The 15,610-nt window shown below is 70.4% G+C and carries 15 protein-coding genes and 1 pseudogene; 6 read left to right on the forward strand and 10 right to left on the reverse strand.

The genetic code is table 11. The features are described from left to right. Window positions 1-108: 108 nt before the first annotated feature. Window positions 109-1,581 (reverse strand): LTA synthase family protein, encoded by a 1,473-nt coding sequence (locus tag EK403_RS19750; protein ID WP_128779177.1) that lies wholly within the window; start codon window positions 1,579-1,581, stop codon window positions 109-111. Next, window positions 1,578-2,885 (reverse strand): capsular polysaccharide export protein, LipB/KpsS family, encoded by a 1,308-nt coding sequence (locus tag EK403_RS19755; RefSeq protein WP_245479808.1) that lies wholly within the window; start codon window positions 2,883-2,885, stop codon window positions 1,578-1,580. The genes EK403_RS19750 and EK403_RS19755 overlap by 4 nt, the downstream gene beginning before the upstream one ends. Before the next feature lie 454 nt (window positions 2,886-3,339). Here EK403_RS19755 and EK403_RS19760 point away from each other — a divergent pair, with 454 nt between their 5' ends. From EK403_RS19760 to EK403_RS19775, 4 genes are read left to right on the forward strand one after another with little or no spacing between them, the layout of a single operon-like run. Further along, on the forward strand, window positions 3,340-4,659 hold the full coding sequence (locus tag EK403_RS19760; RefSeq protein WP_128779179.1) for a capsule polysaccharide biogenesis protein: 1,320 nt from the start codon (window positions 3,340-3,342) through the stop codon (window positions 4,657-4,659). After that, window positions 4,656-5,447 (forward strand): SDR family NAD(P)-dependent oxidoreductase, encoded by a 792-nt coding sequence (locus EK403_RS19765; RefSeq protein ID WP_128779180.1) that lies wholly within the window; start codon window positions 4,656-4,658, stop codon window positions 5,445-5,447. Before EK403_RS19760 ends, EK403_RS19765 begins: the two co-directional genes overlap by 4 nt. A 16-nt stretch (window positions 5,448-5,463) precedes the next feature. After that, entirely contained in the window at window positions 5,464-7,143 is a 1,680-nt protein-coding gene (locus tag EK403_RS19770) for a thiamine pyrophosphate-binding protein (RefSeq protein ID WP_128779181.1), read from the forward strand. Further along, window positions 7,140-7,361, forward strand: a complete 222-nt coding sequence (locus tag EK403_RS19775; protein ID WP_128779182.1) for a hypothetical protein — start codon at window positions 7,140-7,142, stop codon at window positions 7,359-7,361. Before EK403_RS19770 ends, EK403_RS19775 begins: the two co-directional genes overlap by 4 nt. Window positions 7,362-7,365: 4 nt before the next feature. On the opposite strand, the gene EK403_RS19780 is transcribed toward EK403_RS19775, so the two are convergent. The 4 genes from EK403_RS19780 to EK403_RS19795 all read right to left on the reverse strand — a co-directional run bounded on the left by EK403_RS19780 (window position 7,366) and on the right by EK403_RS19795 (window position 11,700). Continuing rightward, window positions 7,366-8,136: a pyrimidine 5'-nucleotidase gene (locus EK403_RS19780; protein ID WP_206659594.1), complete on the reverse strand. Its 771-nt coding sequence runs from the start codon at window positions 8,134-8,136 to the stop codon at window positions 7,366-7,368. 144 nt (window positions 8,137-8,280) lie between these two features. Then, complete coding sequence (locus EK403_RS19785) at window positions 8,281-8,613, reverse strand: hypothetical protein (RefSeq protein WP_128779183.1); 333 nt, start codon at window positions 8,611-8,613, stop codon at window positions 8,281-8,283. A 10-nt stretch (window positions 8,614-8,623) separates the two neighbouring features. Next, a complete protein-coding gene (gene argB / locus EK403_RS19790; RefSeq protein WP_128779184.1) occupies window positions 8,624-9,514 on the reverse strand; it encodes an acetylglutamate kinase in 891 nt (296 codons plus the stop codon). 44 nt (window positions 9,515-9,558) lie between these two features. After that, window positions 9,559-11,700: a putative bifunctional diguanylate cyclase/phosphodiesterase gene (locus EK403_RS19795; RefSeq protein ID WP_245479809.1), complete on the reverse strand. Its 2,142-nt coding sequence runs from the start codon at window positions 11,698-11,700 to the stop codon at window positions 9,559-9,561. A gap of 203 nt (window positions 11,701-11,903) precedes the next feature. Here EK403_RS19795 and galE point away from each other — a divergent pair, with 203 nt between their 5' ends. Next, entirely contained in the window at window positions 11,904-12,923 is a 1,020-nt protein-coding gene (gene galE / locus EK403_RS19805; RefSeq protein ID WP_128779187.1) for a UDP-glucose 4-epimerase GalE, read from the forward strand. Window positions 12,924-12,948: 25 nt separating this feature from the next. Here the strand turns inward: galE and EK403_RS22550 are convergent, their stop codons facing one another. Further along, window positions 12,949-13,113, reverse strand: a complete 165-nt coding sequence (locus EK403_RS22550) for a Thivi_2564 family membrane protein (RefSeq protein ID WP_164919687.1) — start codon at window positions 13,111-13,113, stop codon at window positions 12,949-12,951. A gap of 154 nt (window positions 13,114-13,267) precedes the next feature. Beyond that, window positions 13,268-13,786: a DUF2244 domain-containing protein gene (locus tag EK403_RS19810; protein WP_128779188.1), complete on the reverse strand. Its 519-nt coding sequence runs from the start codon at window positions 13,784-13,786 to the stop codon at window positions 13,268-13,270. A 20-nt stretch (window positions 13,787-13,806) separates the two neighbouring features. Here EK403_RS19810 and nth point away from each other — a divergent pair, with 20 nt between their 5' ends. Then, entirely contained in the window at window positions 13,807-14,553 is a 747-nt protein-coding gene (nth, locus tag EK403_RS19815) for an endonuclease III (protein WP_128779189.1), read from the forward strand. A gap of 47 nt (window positions 14,554-14,600) precedes the next feature. On the opposite strand, the gene EK403_RS19820 is transcribed toward nth, so the two are convergent. Together EK403_RS19820 and EK403_RS23465 are read right to left on the reverse strand one after the other, a co-directional pair. Further along, a complete protein-coding gene (locus EK403_RS19820) occupies window positions 14,601-15,281 on the reverse strand; it encodes a spermidine synthase (protein WP_128779190.1) in 681 nt (226 codons plus the stop codon). Beyond that, window positions 15,278-15,610 (reverse strand): annotated as a pseudogene (locus tag EK403_RS23465) (MFS transporter); the annotation flags it as partial. The pseudogene EK403_RS23465 and the gene EK403_RS19820, both read right to left, overlap by 4 nt.

Here is a 15,610-nt window from a genome sequence, read left to right on the forward strand (position 1 = left end):
TCCGGTTAGCATCGAAGGTGTTGCCTGCCAACTAACGGGACGGGCTCTCAAGGCCGAGCCGCATTTGCGCCATCGGTTGGCTGAGGCGATGCGTCGTTTGGGCAACAATCAGGCTGAGGCGGCCCGTTCGAGCAGTAGCCGCCCGACCGCGTCGACGTCGAGGTCGAGCCGCTCCGGAGGCGCGTCGGGACGCACGCGCGAATCCCAAATGAGGTAGTCGGCGGCGCGCCGGTCCGGGAGCCCGGGGTGCAGCGTGCGGGCGGGCGCGTGGTCGCCATAGACGCAGAACAGCGCGCCGCCGGGCTGGGCCTTCAACGCCGCCGCGATGCGACCGATCATGGCGTCGGCGTTCCGCAGGTGGCGCGCGTACTGCTCGGCGGGAGCGTCGACGCCCGGCAGGCGGCCCGCCCCCCAGGGCCCATGATTCTCGATCGTCACCGCAAACAGGAAGAGAGACTCCCGTGTGGCCGCGATCTCAGCCTCGATCGCATCAGCCACCGCAGCGTCGCCAATATAGGGGCCGACGCGCGCGGCTCCCGCAAAGGCCTCTCCGTCGATGAATCTGTCGAAGCCGAGCTTCGGCATGAGCTCGTCGCGCCCGAAGAACCGCCGGTCATAGGGATGGAGGAACACGGTCCGGCGTCCCGCTGCTTTCAGCCGCCGCGCGAGCGACGCTTGCGCGTATGATTCGGCGACGATGTAGGGGTCGAAGGCGTCGAAGCCGAGCGCTTCTGACGGCAGGCCGGTGAGGAAGCCGAACTCGGCCCGCATCGTGTAGGCGCCCTCGGCCGGCACGCGGCAGCGGCCCCAGGCGACCGCCTCGCGGGCGAGCGACCGGAAGGCCGGCAGATCGGGACCGGGAATCCCGCGCGCGGCGAGGTCGAGGAAGCTCTCGCACTGGATCGCGACCACGAGACTCGGACCGCCGGTCGCAGGCTTGGGAGCGGCCGCCATCGCGGCGCGCGCTTCGGCCGAAGGGCGCGCCTGCCGCCGCCAGACGAGCCAGTGCAGCGTCATCGACCCGCCGATCCCAAAGCGCGCCACGTCGGCGTCGAGGTCGGGACGTTCGCCGACAAGCTTCCGCGCGGCGCGCGACGCCGCTTCGGATCGCAGCGCCGCAACAGCCGCCGCGCAGACCATCGGCGGGACCGCGAGCAGCGCCCAGAAGCCGGCCGGCAGGATCGACGGCTCGATCCAGAACCAAAGGACGGTCGCGACCGCGATCGCCGCGAAGATCGCGAGCGCCCGCGGCTCGATGAGTTTCTCCGCGTAATAGAGCCGCGGATGGCGGATCGCGAGCTTCACCAGTGCGAAGTCCGAGAACACTACCGGCTCGCCGAGGATGCGCCGCTTCATCGCGCTGCCTTCGCCGAACAGGAACGCTGCGACGCAGACCACCAGCGCCGCGTGCCACGGCCGCCACGAGAGCGCGAAGGCGCCGGCGAAGACGGCGAGGTGAAGCGTCAGCCGGATCGCCTGCGCGGTCGCCGGCCCGCGGAGAGCTGCGAGCGACGGCGGGCGGCTCTCCAGCAGGAGCGACGCGACGAAGGACAACGTGAACGCGAGGAGAAGCTCCGTCACCGCAGTCTCCGCGCGATCGGGCCGAGCAGGCGGTGGCGTCCGAGCGCGTAGGCGTGGCGGATGCGCGCGGCGAGCCGACCCCTGGGCGTCTCGGCGAGCGCGCGGGCCGCGAGCAGCCGGTCGAGCGCGATCTCGGGCCCGCAGGGCAGACCAGAGACCGGGTCGACATAGAGAGGGTAAAGGATCAGGGCGGCGGCCACGAGTTCGTCCAGGCTGCGGGCGCGGCCGCGCTTGGGATGCGGCGGCGCGAGATCTTCGGTCAGGCCCCAGCCGGCGTAGAAGGGCTGGCCGTGCGTCGTCACCTGAAGCCCGCGCAGCAGCGCCTCGAAGCCGGACAGCGACGTCATGGTCTCGACCGCGCGGCATTGCGGATAGAGCGCCGCGACGGACCCGTCGATGACCACGGCGTCGGCGAGCCGGCTCACCTCGGCCTCCGGCGCCGCGCCGCGCCGATAGCCCGCAACCACGTCCGGGTGGGGCTTGTAAACGATGAAGGCGTCCGGGCGGCGCTCGCGAGCGGCGCCCAGCAGGCCGAGATTGGTGCGGATCGCGCCCGCTCCCTTCAGGATCGAGGCGTCGTCCTCGACCTGACCGGGCACGAGCACGCCGAACCGCCCTTCGGGCACGACAGGCGGCCGATCGACCCCGATATTGTATTTCGTGACGTTCGCGGCGACGAGCCGCTCGCGGAGCGCCGCCGCGCGGGCGGTCAATCCGGGCGGGATGTCGGCCTCCCGAAGGAGCGTCTCGAGATCGCTCGGAACGGACGGATCGTAATAGATTCCAGTCTCGTCCAAAACGAGCGAGAGCGGCCCGACGAAGGCGCTGCCCAGCCCGACCGAGCGGAGGAAGCCGTCCTCGAGCCGTCCGAAGGGGACGCCGGCCGAGCGAGCGGCCTCCTCGACCGCCTCCGTGCGGCGCGAGGCCCAGGCCGCCACGCGGCCCGAGGCGGCCTGTGCCTCGCGCGCTGCGGCCTCGGCGTCGCGCAGGAAACGCGGCGGACCGTTCGGGCCGTCCAGAAACGTTTGGGCGGCCGGGCGCTTCCAGCGCGTCAACCCGACGGCGAAGGTCCGCCGCGCGGTCCGCGCCCGATGACGCAGCAGATCGCACGCCATCCCGAGCGCCTCCACGGCGGAGACCAGCTTGCGGTCATAGGGGTCGAGCCAGACCAGCTCGGGATCGGCGGGGTCGACGTCCCCGTCGATCCGCACCTCTCCGGGCCCGGCCCTCCGCAGAAGCTCGTCGAGGGCGTCACGAAACGTCCCGGCCGCCGGCGCTGCGCGATGCGGCTCGCGTCCCGTCACCCGATACCCCAGAGGACGTCCCCGGCGATCCAATTCCACTAAACGAATGGGATGAGGAGAAAGAACGAACAGCCCGATGCTTTTCGCATCTGCGAAAGACCTCGCGGCAGCCTCCTGAGGATCGGCGACCGTCGTCATGGCGGCGAGCAACGGTCCGCGACTGTTCCAACGGGTTCTGGAACGAAGGCCCGAAATCGCTTCAGCGTCCACGGTTCGGCCGCGCAAACGACTGGAAATGATTGCCACTTCGCCGGACGTGTGGTTCAAATGAGTCGTCCGAGGTCTTCTCAAGCCGTCGATGGGTGAGCGCTATCCGCGCTTGGCTCGCGATGCAACGCTTGCGAGACCAAGCCGGAAGTCGGTTTCTTTCGCAACCGCACAATCGGCCGGACGGGGGCAGATGGCATGTGCGGGGGGCGTCTAGGTCGGCGCCGTCCGTTTGGGCAGGCGACCGATGAACCAAGGCGCAGACCAGACCGGAGCGCGGCCAGGGCGCACCTTCTTGTTCCTGCAAGGCCTCGCTTCGCCATTCTTCGTCCGTCTCGGCCATGCGCTGCGCGAGCAGGGCTATGGCGTCGCCCGCGTCAACCTCAATCTCGGCGACCGCCTGTTCTGGAACATCCCCGGGGCCGTGGACTATCGCGGCCGATTCGAGGACTGGCGCGGTTTCCTGGCCAAATTCATGGACGAGCGCGGGGTGACAGACCTCGTGCTGTTCGGCGATGGCCGTCCCTATCACCGCACCGCGATCGCCACAGCGCAGCTGCGCGGCGTCAACGTCCACGTGTTCGAGGAGGGCTATTATCGCCCGAACTGGATCACGCTGGAGGAAGGCGGCGTCAACGGCTTCTCGGGCCTGCCGCGCGACCGCGAGACCATCCAGCGGATCGCCGCGCAGCTCTCCGAACCGACCGAGGCGCTCCCGATCTCGGGCGACATGCGGGCGCGGTCGGTCTGGGACGTGCTCTACAACTGCGCCAACACCTTCTTCCCCTATCTCTATCCTCACTACCGCCGCTACCGGCCGAACCACTGCCTCGTCGAATACGCCGGCTGGATCGGGCGAATCATGCGCAAGAAGCCCGAGACGCGCCGCGCCGCCGCGGTCGAGCGCATGCTGCGCCGGGGCAAGGCGCCGTATTTCCTGCTGCCGCTCCAGCTCGACAGCGACTACCAGATCCGCCTGCACTCGCCGTTCAGCGCGATGACCGAGGTGGTGGAGTTCGTGGCCCGCTCCTTCGCGGCCCATGCGCCGGCGAACGCCAAGCTGGTGGTCAAGCTCCATCCGCTCGACAACGGCCTCGTCAACCGCCGACGCGCCTGCCAGGTGACGGCGCAGCGCACGGGCCTCGGCGACCGGCTGGTCTATCTCGACGGCGGCGACGGCGCGTCGCTGATCGACGGCGCGGCGGGCCTCGTGGTGGTCAACAGCACCATGGGCACGATGGCGATAGAGCGGGGCCGCCCCACCATCGCGATCGGACAGGCGATCTATGACGTCGACGGCCTGACTCATCAGGGCACGCTCGAGAGCTTCTGGACCGCGCCGACGCCGCCCGAGCCGGAGATGGCGGCGGCGTTCCGCAAGGTGGTCGCGGCTGGCACGCAACTCAATGGCGGCTTCTATTCGCGCGAGGCGATCGAGATCGCAGTCCAGAACGCGATGGGCCGCCTCGTCGAGATCGCGCCGATCGGCCATGCCCGTCCCGTCGCGCTCGGCTGGAGCAGCGGCCGCGCCTATGCGGAGGCCGGTTCGGCCGTTCCGGGCGAGTGAGCGTCCAAAACCCTCGGTCCGTCGTCGTCACCGGAGCCGGCCGCGGAATCGGCGCGGCGCTGGCGCGCGCCTATGCGGCGCAGGGCGTCGCCATGCTGCTGGTCGGCCGCGACGCGGGCCGTCTCGAGGGGATCGCGGCCGAATGCGCGGCGCGCGGCGCGGCGGTCGAGACCGCAGCCGTCGACGTGACCGAGGTCGAGCGGCTGGCAGCCGCCCTTGTCGCCTTCGACGCAGCGCATGCGGTCGACCTCGTGATCGCGAACGCCGGGGTCTCGGGCGGGCTCGAACCTCAGCGTCGCTTCGAGACCTTCGCGACGGCGCAGCGGCAGCTCCGCATCAATCTGGAAGGCGCGATCGCGACGGTCGCGCCGCTGGTCGAGCCGATGCGCGCCCGAAAGCGCGGCCAGATCGCGCTGATGAGCTCGCTCGCCGCGCTCCAGCCGGTCGGGGACACGGCCGCCTACTCGGCCTCCAAGGCAGGAATCCTTGCCTGGGGCGAGGCGCTGGGCGATTTCCTCGCCGGCGACGGGATCGCGGTCAGCGTGATCTGCCCGGGCTTCGTGACGAGCGACATGAGCGCCCGCTATGGCGGCCCAAAACCCTTCGAGATGTCAGCCGACGACGCCGCCGCGCTGATCCGGCGGAAACTTGCGGCCCAAAAGCCCGTCATCGCGTTTCCCTGGCAGATGGTGGCGGCGATCCGCGTCGGCCGCATCTTGCCGCGAGCGGTGCGGCGCATGATTCTCGGTCGCGTGCCGGTCGACATCGCGCCCGACCGCCACGGGTGAGGTCGAGGAGGCCCCGATGACCGCTTCGCGGACCGGCGCCGAAATCCTGGTCGACGCGCTCCTCGCGAATGGGCTGACGCTCGGCTTCGGCGTGCCCGGCGAGAGCTATCTCGCCGTGCTGGAGGCGATGCGGGCGAAGGACGTCGACTTCGTCGTCTGCCGCCAGGAAGGCGGCGCGGCGATGATGGCGGACGCCGCCGGCAAGCTCACGGGCAGGCCCGGCCTCTGCTTCGCCACGCGGGGGCCCGGAGCCTCGAACGCCATGGCGGGCGTCCATGTCGCAAGCCAGGATTCGACGCCGCTCATCCTGTTCGTCGGCCAGATCGAGCGCGGCTTCCGGCACCGCGAGGCGTTCCAGGAGATCGACCTGCGCGCCGTCTTCGGCTCGCTGGCCAAATGGACCGTCGAGATCGACGACGCGGCGCGCATCCCCGAGATCGTCTCGCGCGCGATCCGCGTCGCGACGCAGGGCCGCCCCGGTCCGGTGGTCGTCGGCCTGCCGGAGGACATGCTGGTCGAGCGCGCCGAGGTCAACGACGCGCCGCCCGTGACGCCGGCCGAGACCTGGCCCGGCCTCGCGGACATGGCTCAGCTTCAGAAACTGCTCTGGGCGGCCGAACGGCCGATCGCGATCGTCGGCGGCGGGCGCTGGTCCGAGGCTGCGGCGGCGCGGCTCGCGCGGTTCGCCGAGCGATTCGAGCTCCCGGTCGCGGTCACGTTCCGCCGCCAGCAGCTGTTTTCGGCGGCTCACCCATCCTATGCGGGCGACCTCGGCATCGCGCCGAACCCGAAGCTCGTTGCGCGGGTCCGCGACGCCGACCTCGTGCTGCTGATCGGCGCCCGGCTCGGAGAGATCCCGAGCCAGGCCTACGAGCTCCTCGACATTCCCAGGCCGCGCCAGACGCTCGTCCATGTCCATGCCGGGGCGGAGGAGCTCGGCCGGGTCTACCAGCCGGCGCTCGCGATCCACGCCTCGCCCCACGCCTTCGCGGCCGCGCTGGAGGGGCTTCAGCCGCCCCAGCGGATCGGCTGGACGCAAGCACGGACCGACGCCCACGCCGACTATCTCGCATGGTCGGGCGAGGTCCCCGAGCATCCGGGCGGGCCGCAGATGGCCGAGGCGGTGGCGGCGCTCAACGCCATGCCGGCCGGCACGATCGTCACCAACGGCGCCGGAAACTATTCGGCCTGGTTCCACCGCTTCCACCGTGTGACGGCCTATGGGACCCAGGCCGCGCCGATTTCGGGTTCGATGGGCTACGGCCTGCCGGCCGCGATCGCGGCCAAGCGCGCCTTTCCGGACCGCGAGGTCGTGGCGCTCGCCGGAGACGGCTGCTTCCTGATGACCGGTCAGGAACTCGCGACCGCAGTGCAGCACGACCTCGCCGTCGTGGCGCTGGTGTTCGACAACGGCCAGTACGGCACGATCCGCATGCATCAGGAACGGAGCTATCCCGGCAAGCCCTTCGGGACGAGGCTGACCAACCCCGATTTCGCCGCCTATGCGCGGGCCTTCGGCGCAGAGGGCTTCTCGGTGACGGAGCGCGGGCGGTTCGCCGAAGCTTTCGCGGCGGCGCGCGGCTGCGGGCGGCCGGCGGTGATCCATGTCCGCATCGATCCGGAAGCGATCACGCCGACCACGACGATCGCGAAGATGCGGGCCGAGGCAGCGGGACGCGGCGGGACGCCGTCATGAGCCGCGCGCGCCTCGCGAGTTTCGCCGTCTTCGTCGTGGCGGCGGTCGCCGGGCTTGTGGCCTTCGCAGCCGCCGACTCGGTGGCGCTGGCGTTCGGGGCGTTCTTCGCGATCGGACTGGTCGGCATGTGGCTCGCGGGCCGGGTCTTCGACCGGCTGGCGACGCCCGAGGAGCGCCGGAGCGACCTCGAGGACCGGGTCCGCAACCCCGACCTGTGAAGCGTCAGCGCGGCTCGTCGGCCGCGACTATCGCGAGCGCGGAGAGGAACCCCGGCAGGTCGTCGGTGACGTGGTCGACATGGGGGCCGGCCTCGGCGTCGTCGGCGGCCGTCAGGCGCTCCAGGCCCTCGGGCTCGCCATCCCTCGGGGTGACCAGCACGGTGCGCATGCCGAGCGTGTGCGGAACGACGAGGTTCTTGGACAGGTCTTCGAACATCGCGGCGCTCGCCGGCGTGATTCCGTGGAGCTTGAGGAAGGCGTCATAGGCGACGCGCTCCGGCTTCGGCACGAAGCCGGCCGCCGCGATGTCGAAGACGTCCTCGAACAGATCGGCGACGCCGAGCCGCGAGGCGACGCTCTCGGCGTGGCGGCGCGAGCCGTTGGTCAGGATGAAACGCCGGCCGGGAAGCCGCGCGATCGCGGCCGCAAGCTCGGGGGCTGGTACCAGCACCGAATGGTCGATGTCGTGCACGAAGGCGAGGAAATGGTCGGGATCGAGCCCGTCCTCGGCCATCATGCCGGCGAGCGTCGTGCCGTGCTGGCGGTAGTAGTATTTCTGCAGCGCCCGCGCCGAGATGCCGTCGAGCCCGGTGCGCTCCATGACATAGGCCGTGATCTTGGCGTCGATCTGGTCGAACAGCCGCGACGAGGCCGGATAGAGGGTGTTGTCGAGGTCGAAGACCCAGGTCTCGACATGGTCGAAGCCCTTGGCCTCGGCCGCGCGCGCGTGGCCTTTCAGGGCTTCGAAGCTGTCGGGATCTGGCATGTCGTTCATGGAACGCCGTTCATCCGGTGGGCCGCGGCCGCATAAAGCTTCGCGCGGTCGGGTGAACGACGTCTTTTCGCGCCGCAGCACGGCTTTTCCAAGGCGTCGGACGAGACTGAGTCTGCCGGCTCTCTGCGACGGTCATGGGTCGGCCTAGCGAATAAGGGCGGCGTCGAGCGCCGCCGCGCCGCGGGCGAGCGCGTAGGAGACGGGCGACGGGGCGCCGGCGAGGACGAGAAGGGCGAGCGTCAGCGCGATCCAGATCCCGGCGGCGATCCGCGGCCCCTGCTGCAGATAGACGACCGCGACCAGCAGGTGGATGACGGCGAGCAGATGCTGCGGAACGCCCGACCAGAGCGTAGGGACGAGGAAGATCACGAGACCGACCAGACCCATCGCGATCGCGAATTCGCCGAGGCTACGGCGCTTCGCCTGCGGCGGCGCCGTTTCGCGGGTCTCGGGACGCTTGAACGGGACGACGGTCATGGCGCGCAGTCTAGCGCGTGATGAGCGTTCCCGCCCCTCCCTCCGTGAGGAGTTCGATCAGCACCGCATGCGGCGTCTTGCCGTCGAGGATGACGACGCCCTCGACCCCGCGCTCGACCGCGTAGATGCAGGTCTCGACCTTCGGGATCATGCCGCCCGAGATCGTGCCGTCGGCGATCAGCCGGCGCGCCTGCTCGACCGACAGCTGGTCGATGAGGTTCCGGTCCTTGTCGAGCACGCCGGGCACGTCGGTCAGCAGCAGCAGGCGCTTGGCCCCGACAGCGCCCGCGATCGCGCCTGCGAACGTGTCGGCGTTGACGTTGTAGGTCTGCGGGCCGTCGATCGCGCTCGCGACCGGCGCCACGACCGGAATCAGGTCGGACGCGATCACCCAGTCGAGCACGGTGCGGTCGACCCGATCGGGCTCGCCCACGAAGCCGAGATCGACCACCTCCTCAATCTTGCTTTCGGGGTCGATGACGCTGCGCGTCACCTTGCGCGCCGCCACCATCCCGCCGTCCTTGCCCGACAGCCCGATGGCGCGGCCGCCCTCGGCGTTGATCGAGGCCACGATGTTCTTGTTGATCGAGCCCGCGAGGATCATCTCGACGACCTCGACGGTCGCCTGGTCGGTGACGCGCAGGCCCGCCTTGAACTCCGATTTGATGCCGAGCCGGTCGAGCATCGCGCCGATCTGCGGCCCGCCGCCATGCACGACCACCGGATTGATGCCGACCTCCTTGAGGATCGCGACGTCCTGCGCGAACCAGCGCGCGGCCTCCGCGTCGCCCATGGCGTGGCCGCCATACTTCACCACGATGGTCGCGGCGTCGTAGCGCTGCATGTAGGGCAGCGCCTCGACCAGGATGCGCGCGGTGTCGTGCGGATTGGCGGCGGTCATCGGCCTCTGGCGTCGTCTGTCTGGAAAAATCGGCGGCGGGGGTTCTAGACGGTCCGGCGCGACGGCTCAATGACGCTCCGCGCGGCGCGCTGGCGCTTGTCGCGCGCGGCGCGCGAGCCGATGGAGCGAAGCTCGCTCACCAGCCGGTCTCCGTACCACACCTCGAAGGCCGACGCCGGCATCGGGCGACCGAACAGATAGCCCTGGGCGTGCGTGCAGCCGTGGCTGGTCACCAAATCGAGCTGTTCAGCGGTCTCGACGCCCTCGGCTACGGTCTCGAGGCCGAGGCTCTCGGCCATGCCGATCACCGTGCCGACGACCACCCGCGCGCCTTCGGCGCGCGCGGCGTCGTTCACGAAGCCGCGGTCGATCTTCAGCACGTCGATAGGTAGCCGCGTCAACACCGCGAGGTTCGAATAGCCGGTGCCGAAGTCGTCGATCGCGACCCGCACGCCGACCTCCTTCAGCGGCGCGAGTTCGCGCGCCGCATGCTCGGGATCGCCCATCGCGGCGCTCTCGGTGATCTCGAGCTCGATCTGAGAGGGAGACGCCCCCGCCGCCTGGATTATGTCGAGCGTTGTCTCGGCGAAGCGCGGCTTGCGGAACTGCAGGGGCGAGACGTTTACGGCGACACGCAGCTCGATCCCCTTCTTGGCCCACTCTGCTGCGGTGCGGCTCGCCTCGCCGAGGACGAAGCGCCCGAGCGGCTCGACGAGGCCGCACTCCTCCGCGATCGGGATGAATTCGGCCGGCGAGATCATGCCGCGCATGGGATGGCGCCAGCGCAGCAGCGCCTCGCAGCCCGCGACCGCGCCGGTCTTCAGCGCGATCTGCGGCTGGTAGTGCAGTTCGAGCTCGCGGGTCTCGATCGCGCGCCTGAGGTCCTGTTCGAGGCGCAGCCGGCCATAGGCCATGCGGTTGAGCTCGGCGCCGGCCATGCGGATGGTCTGGGGGCCGGCCGCGCGGGCTGCCGACAGCGCAGCGGAAGCGCTTCGCAGCAGGCCGGCGGCCTCGTCGCCATCCTCGGGCGCCAGAGCCACGCCGATCGACAGCGCCGCCATGACGCGATGCTCGCCGACCTCGAGCGGCTCTTCGAACGCCGCGATCGCCGCCCTGGCGAGCGACGTCGCCGCGTCTGCGTCCGCGCCATGCGCGAAGAAGGCGAAGCCGAAATCCGAGATGCGCGCGACCATGACGGACTGCTCGCCTTCGAGCCGGCGTCCCCTGGCCCAGGCCGCCGCGGCGATCGACAGACGCCTCGCCGCCGCCTTGACGGTCTCGTCGCCGAGCTGCTGGCCGAGCCCCGCGGCCACCCGGCTCAGGCCCTCCACCTCGATCTTGGCGATCGCCAGCGTCTGGCCGAGTTGCAGCGCCACCGCGAGCCGGCTCGTCAGGCTCGCGCGGTTCGGCAGCCGCGTCAGCGGATCGTCGAAGGTGAGGCGATGAAGCGCATCGGCGTTCTCGGCAAGGTCGCGGGCGATCGCAAGATGGGCGCGGGCGAGCGCGCCCACCTCGTCGCGACGGATCCCGGCGGCGCGCACCTCCTCCTCGGCGGCGCCCGGGCGCGCCACCGCGCGCGTCAGGGCGCGCAGCGGCGCCGCCGCACGGTCGACCGCCAGGGCGAGCGAGGGAAGCGCGAGCGCGAAGAAGGCCAGCGCGGCCAGCAGCCCCTGGCCCACGGCGTCCCGGCCCGCGGCGTTCGCCGGGGCGAGCGTCACAGCAAAGCGCAGAATCGCGCGCTCTCCGTTGGGAAGCAGCACCGCCTTGGCGGCGTGCGCGAGACCGCCGCTTTCACTGATCGCGGTCTCGGGCGAAGCCTCGGTCTTCGCGAGAGTCGCTGCGGATGGCGACAAGCCGCTTTCGGCCGGAGGGCTGCCGACGATCGGGGTTCCGTCGGGACGGGCAAGGAAACCGTAGGAAAATCCGGGGTCGAGGAGGCGCGACGCGGCGCCCGCCAGGGTCAGCCGGCCATTCGCCAGATCGGCCGCGATGAGGTCAGCCTCCGCCGCCGCCGCGACCTCGATCGCATGCGCCGCCGTCTGACGGACATGCGCCGCTCCGATCGCGATCAGCAGCGCGGCGAGAACGGCGAGCATGGCGCCGACGAGCAGCGCGGCGCGAGCCGCAAGGCCCCGCCACCAGCGCCCGTCTGACCGGTCCGCGCCAGCTGCTCCGTCTTGTGCCATGGAGAGCGTTCGTCCACGTGAGGCGATCAACGCACCATTTCTGACGAGAGATGTTAACGAAGCGTCGACGATATCTCTCAACATCGTCGAAAGACCGAGATGACGCCCTCATTCTTCAATCGCCGCAACCAAACGGAAAGGCCCGGACGGCTAGCGTCGGGTCCTGGCCGTCATCCTTTCGGGCGGCCGAAGGAGCAATCGCGATGGCCGTGCTCATCACCGGCGGCGCCGGCTATATCGGGTCGCACATGGCGCTCGCGCTGCGCGACGCGGGCGAGGCGGCCGTGGTGCTGGACGATCTGTCGACCGGATCGCGCGACGCGGTTCCGGCCGGCGTGCCGCTGGTCGTGGGCGACGTCGGCGACGAAGCGCTCGTGCTGCGCACCCTGGCGGCCCACCAGATCGACGCCGTGGCGCATTTCGCGGGACGCATCATCGCGCCCGAATCCATAACCGACCCGCTCGGCTACTACGCCGCCAACACCGGCAAGACCCGCGTGCTGCTCGGCTCGCTGGTGGCGGCCAACGTCAAACGGTTCATCTTCTCGTCGACCGCCGCTGTCTATGGCCTCGCGCCTGTGACGCCGACGCCGGAGAGCGCGCCGCTCGACCCCGCCTCGCCCTACGGCGCTTCGAAGATGATGTCGGAGCGCGTGCTGCGCGACGTCTCGGTCGCCCACGGCATGAGCTTCGTGGCGCTGCGCTACTTCAACGTCGCGGGCGCCGACCCGCAGATGCGGACCGGGCAGCGCGCGGCCGGCGCCGCCAATCTGATCACCGTCGCGACCCGCGCCGCGCTCGGCCTCAACCAGGGGCTCGACATCTTCGGGACCGACCTGCCGACGCCCGACGGGACTGGCGTGCGCGACTACATCCACGTCTCCGACCTCGCCGACGCCCATGTCGCGGCGCTCAGGCACCTTCGAGCCGGCGGCGGAAGCCTCACGCTCAATTGCGGCTATGGCTGGGGCTATTCGGTGCGCGACGTCGTGGCGGCGGTGCGACGGGTTTCCGGGTCGGACTTCCCCGTGCGTGAAAAGCCCGCGCGGCCGGGCGATCCGCATGTCTCCATCGCAGACGCCACGCGCATCCGGGAGGCGCTCGGGTGGCGGCCCGCCCGCGCCGATCTCGACCTCATCGTCGGCGACGCGCTGCGGTGGGAGCAGCTTTGGTGGTCGGGCGCGGAACGCCGCCCCGACATGGCGGGACGGCGCGCGCGTTAGAGGTTCTTCGTCGGACTTCGCCGGCTCAGAACACTGCGAGATACTTCAGCAGCGAGATGATGCCGATGATGATCACGATGATGCGGATGATCTGCTTGGCGCGGCCGTCGATCGGCAGCATCCCGACGAGGTAGAGCACGAGGAAGATCACCAGAATGGTGATCACGATGCCGATAAGGGCGCCTTCCATGATTGGTCATCCTTCGCTGGACGCCTCGGGAAACGTCTGAGACCGTCGGCCCGTCCCGATTTACGCGCCGCCGCACTGTGGAAACGCGTCCACGCCGCGGTCGTTCCGGAATGTCTTCCTGATCTTTTGGCGGAGGCGGGCGGCGCGCCGGCCGTCAGCCCGCCACAGCCGATCTCGGCCCGGCCTTCGCGGTCGCGAGCGCGCGGCCGAAGGCGTCGGCGAAATCCGCGCGCTCGTCGGGAGACAGCGCGCCGCCGAGGTCGAGCTGCGAACCGCGGGCCGCGACCGCGACGCGCGTCATCCCGAAATCGACGTCCGACTCGGTCTCGATCCGCACCCAGAGCGGGTTGAAGCGCCATTCCCGCGACGCGCCGCGGGCCGAGATCTTGCGCACCACGAGTTCGACATAGGTGAGGACGACCTGTTCGCAGGCCCGCGCCTGCGCGAAGGAGAAGCGGAAGGCGAGCCAGAGCGCGAACACGTCGAGGCCGAGGAAGCCGATCACCGGCCACGCCCCGATCAGCACGAAGGGCACGCTCACGATCGCCGACAAAGTCGCGAAGGCGGCCAGCACGATCGCGACGCCGCGGGGCCCGAGCGAGCGGTGCGGCCGAATCTCGGCCGCGAACACCCGGTCGTCGAAGCCCCCGTCGGTGCTGGCTTGCTCGATCATCCGTTCAGTATAAGCCGTTCATGACCGTCCGTCAGTCTTCCAAGCGCCGCGACCCGATCAAGTCCGAGGTCAGGCCTAAGGACCCGGCCGCCGCGAAGCGGCCGCCCGCCGCCCCGCGCCGGCTGAAGCCCGCGGTCGTGGAGGAAATCTTCCGCCGGTTCCATGAGCGGGACCCCGAGCCCCGGGGCGAGCTTGAGCATGTCGACCCATACACGCTGCTGGTCGCGGTCGTGCTGTCGGCGCAGGCGACCGACGCCGGCGTCAACAAGGCCACCCGAAAGCTGTTCGCCCAGGCCTCGACGCCCGAGGCGATGGTCGCGCTCGGCGAGGAGCGGGTGCGCGAGCTGATCCGCACGATCGGGCTCTACCGCAACAAGGCCAAGAACGTCGTCGCGCTTTCCGAACGGCTGATCGCCGAGCATGGCGGCGCGGTGCCGCCTTCGCGCGCGGCGCTCGAGCTTCTGCCCGGCGTCGGCCGCAAGACCGCGAATGTCGTGCTCAACACCGCCTTCGGCGAACCCACCATCGCGGTCGACACGCATCTGTTCCGCGTCGGCAACCGCACCCGGCTCGCGCCGGGCAAGACGCCGCTGGAAGTGGAGCTCGGCCTCGAGAAGGCGGTGCCGGCCGCCTACGCCCGCCACGCCCATCACTGGCTGATCCTGCACGGCCGCTATGTCTGCAAGGCGCGCAAGCCCGAATGCTGGCGCTGCCTGATCGAGGATCTCTGCCCGTTCGAGCCGAAGACCCCGGCGCCGACTGCGTGATGTAAAAATGTCGGCGCGCAGGTCAGGCTTGGCGACGACGATCCGCCTCAGCCATTCTTCCTGGTCGCGAGCCAGATGACGTGGCGGGCGCCCTTGCCGTTGTCGCTGGCGTAGACGCGATGATCCTCGACCGTGAAACCCGCGAAATGCAGCCGCTTGGCGAAGGCCTTGTCGGGCCCCTGCGACCAGACCGCGAGGATGCCGCCGGCCTTCAGCGCAGCCCGCGCCGAGCCGAGACCGATCTCGTCATAGAGGCCGTCATTGCCGGCCGAGGTCATCGCCTCCGGGCCGTTGTCGACGTCGAGCAGGATCGCGTCCCAGGCCCCTTGCGCCGAGCGGATGACGGCGCCGACGTCCTGCTCCCGGATCTCGACCCGCGGATCGGCGAGGCTCTCGCCAAAAATCTCCGCCATCGGGCCACGCGCCCAGGCGACCACAGCCGGCACCAGCTCGGACACCACGACCTTGGCTTCCGCGGGCAGGCTCTTCAGCGCGGCGCCGAGCGTGAAACCCATGCCGAGCCCGCCGATCAGCACTTTTGGGCTCTTGCGGATCCCGATTCGGGCGCAGGGCAGCGTCGCGAGCGCCTTCTCCGACCCGCTCAGCCGGCTGTTCATCAGCTCGTTGTGGCCAAGCCGGATCGAGAACTCCTGGCCCCGCCTCAGGAGACGAAGGTCATGCCTGCCGCCGGGCGCCTTGGCGCTGTCGAGCAGTTCCCAGGGGATCACGCCCGGACCGTCCGGGCCGTCGGAAACCGTCGTCCGATCAGCAGGAACGACAGCGCCGCGGCGCCCGCCACGGCCGAAAGATACCAGCCGACCGCCGCGATCCCGTGATCCTTCGCGAGCGCGGTCGCGACGTACGGCGCGGGCGAGGCCCCGAGGATCCCCGCGAGCGTGAACGCGACCGACGCGCCCGTGTAGCGCACCGCGGTCGGGAAAAGTTCGGCGAGCGCGGCGCCGAGCGGGCCGTAGGTGAGCCCCATCAGCCCGAGTCCTATCGACAGGAACAGCGTCACCGAGACCGCGTCGCCCGCCACGAACAGCGGCTCCAACGC

Origin of the sequence: Hansschlegelia zhihuaiae (assembly GCF_004103825.1) — a bacterium.
Taxonomy (GTDB): domain Bacteria; phylum Pseudomonadota; class Alphaproteobacteria; order Rhizobiales; family Methylopilaceae; genus Methylopila; species Methylopila zhihuaiae.

What these genes read in the sequence shown, in the direction of transcription:
- argB (WP_128779184.1), bottom strand. Translation starts at nt 9,514, where the DNA reads ATGACCGCCGCCAATCCGCACGACACCGCGCGCATCCTGGTCGAGGCG.
- nth (WP_128779189.1), top strand. Translation starts at nt 13,807, where the DNA reads ATGACCGTCCGTCAGTCTTCCAAGCGCCGCGACCCGATCAAGTCCGAG.
- EK403_RS19780 (WP_206659594.1), bottom strand. Translation starts at nt 8,136, where the DNA reads ATGAACGACATGCCAGATCCCGACAGCTTCGAAGCCCTGAAAGGCCAC.
- EK403_RS19785 (WP_128779183.1), bottom strand. Translation starts at nt 8,613, where the DNA reads ATGACCGTCGTCCCGTTCAAGCGTCCCGAGACCCGCGAAACGGCGCCG.
- EK403_RS19795 (WP_245479809.1), bottom strand. Translation starts at nt 11,700, where the DNA reads ATGGCACAAGACGGAGCAGCTGGCGCGGACCGGTCAGACGGGCGCTGG.
- EK403_RS19770 (WP_128779181.1), top strand. Translation starts at nt 5,464, where the DNA reads ATGACCGCTTCGCGGACCGGCGCCGAAATCCTGGTCGACGCGCTCCTC.
- EK403_RS19760 (WP_128779179.1), top strand. Translation starts at nt 3,340, where the DNA reads ATGAACCAAGGCGCAGACCAGACCGGAGCGCGGCCAGGGCGCACCTTC.
- EK403_RS19810 (WP_128779188.1), bottom strand. Translation starts at nt 13,786, where the DNA reads ATGATCGAGCAAGCCAGCACCGACGGGGGCTTCGACGACCGGGTGTTC.
- galE (WP_128779187.1), top strand. Translation starts at nt 11,904, where the DNA reads ATGGCCGTGCTCATCACCGGCGGCGCCGGCTATATCGGGTCGCACATG.
- EK403_RS19775 (WP_128779182.1), top strand. Translation starts at nt 7,140, where the DNA reads ATGAGCCGCGCGCGCCTCGCGAGTTTCGCCGTCTTCGTCGTGGCGGCG.
- EK403_RS22550 (WP_164919687.1), bottom strand. Translation starts at nt 13,113, where the DNA reads ATGGAAGGCGCCCTTATCGGCATCGTGATCACCATTCTGGTGATCTTC.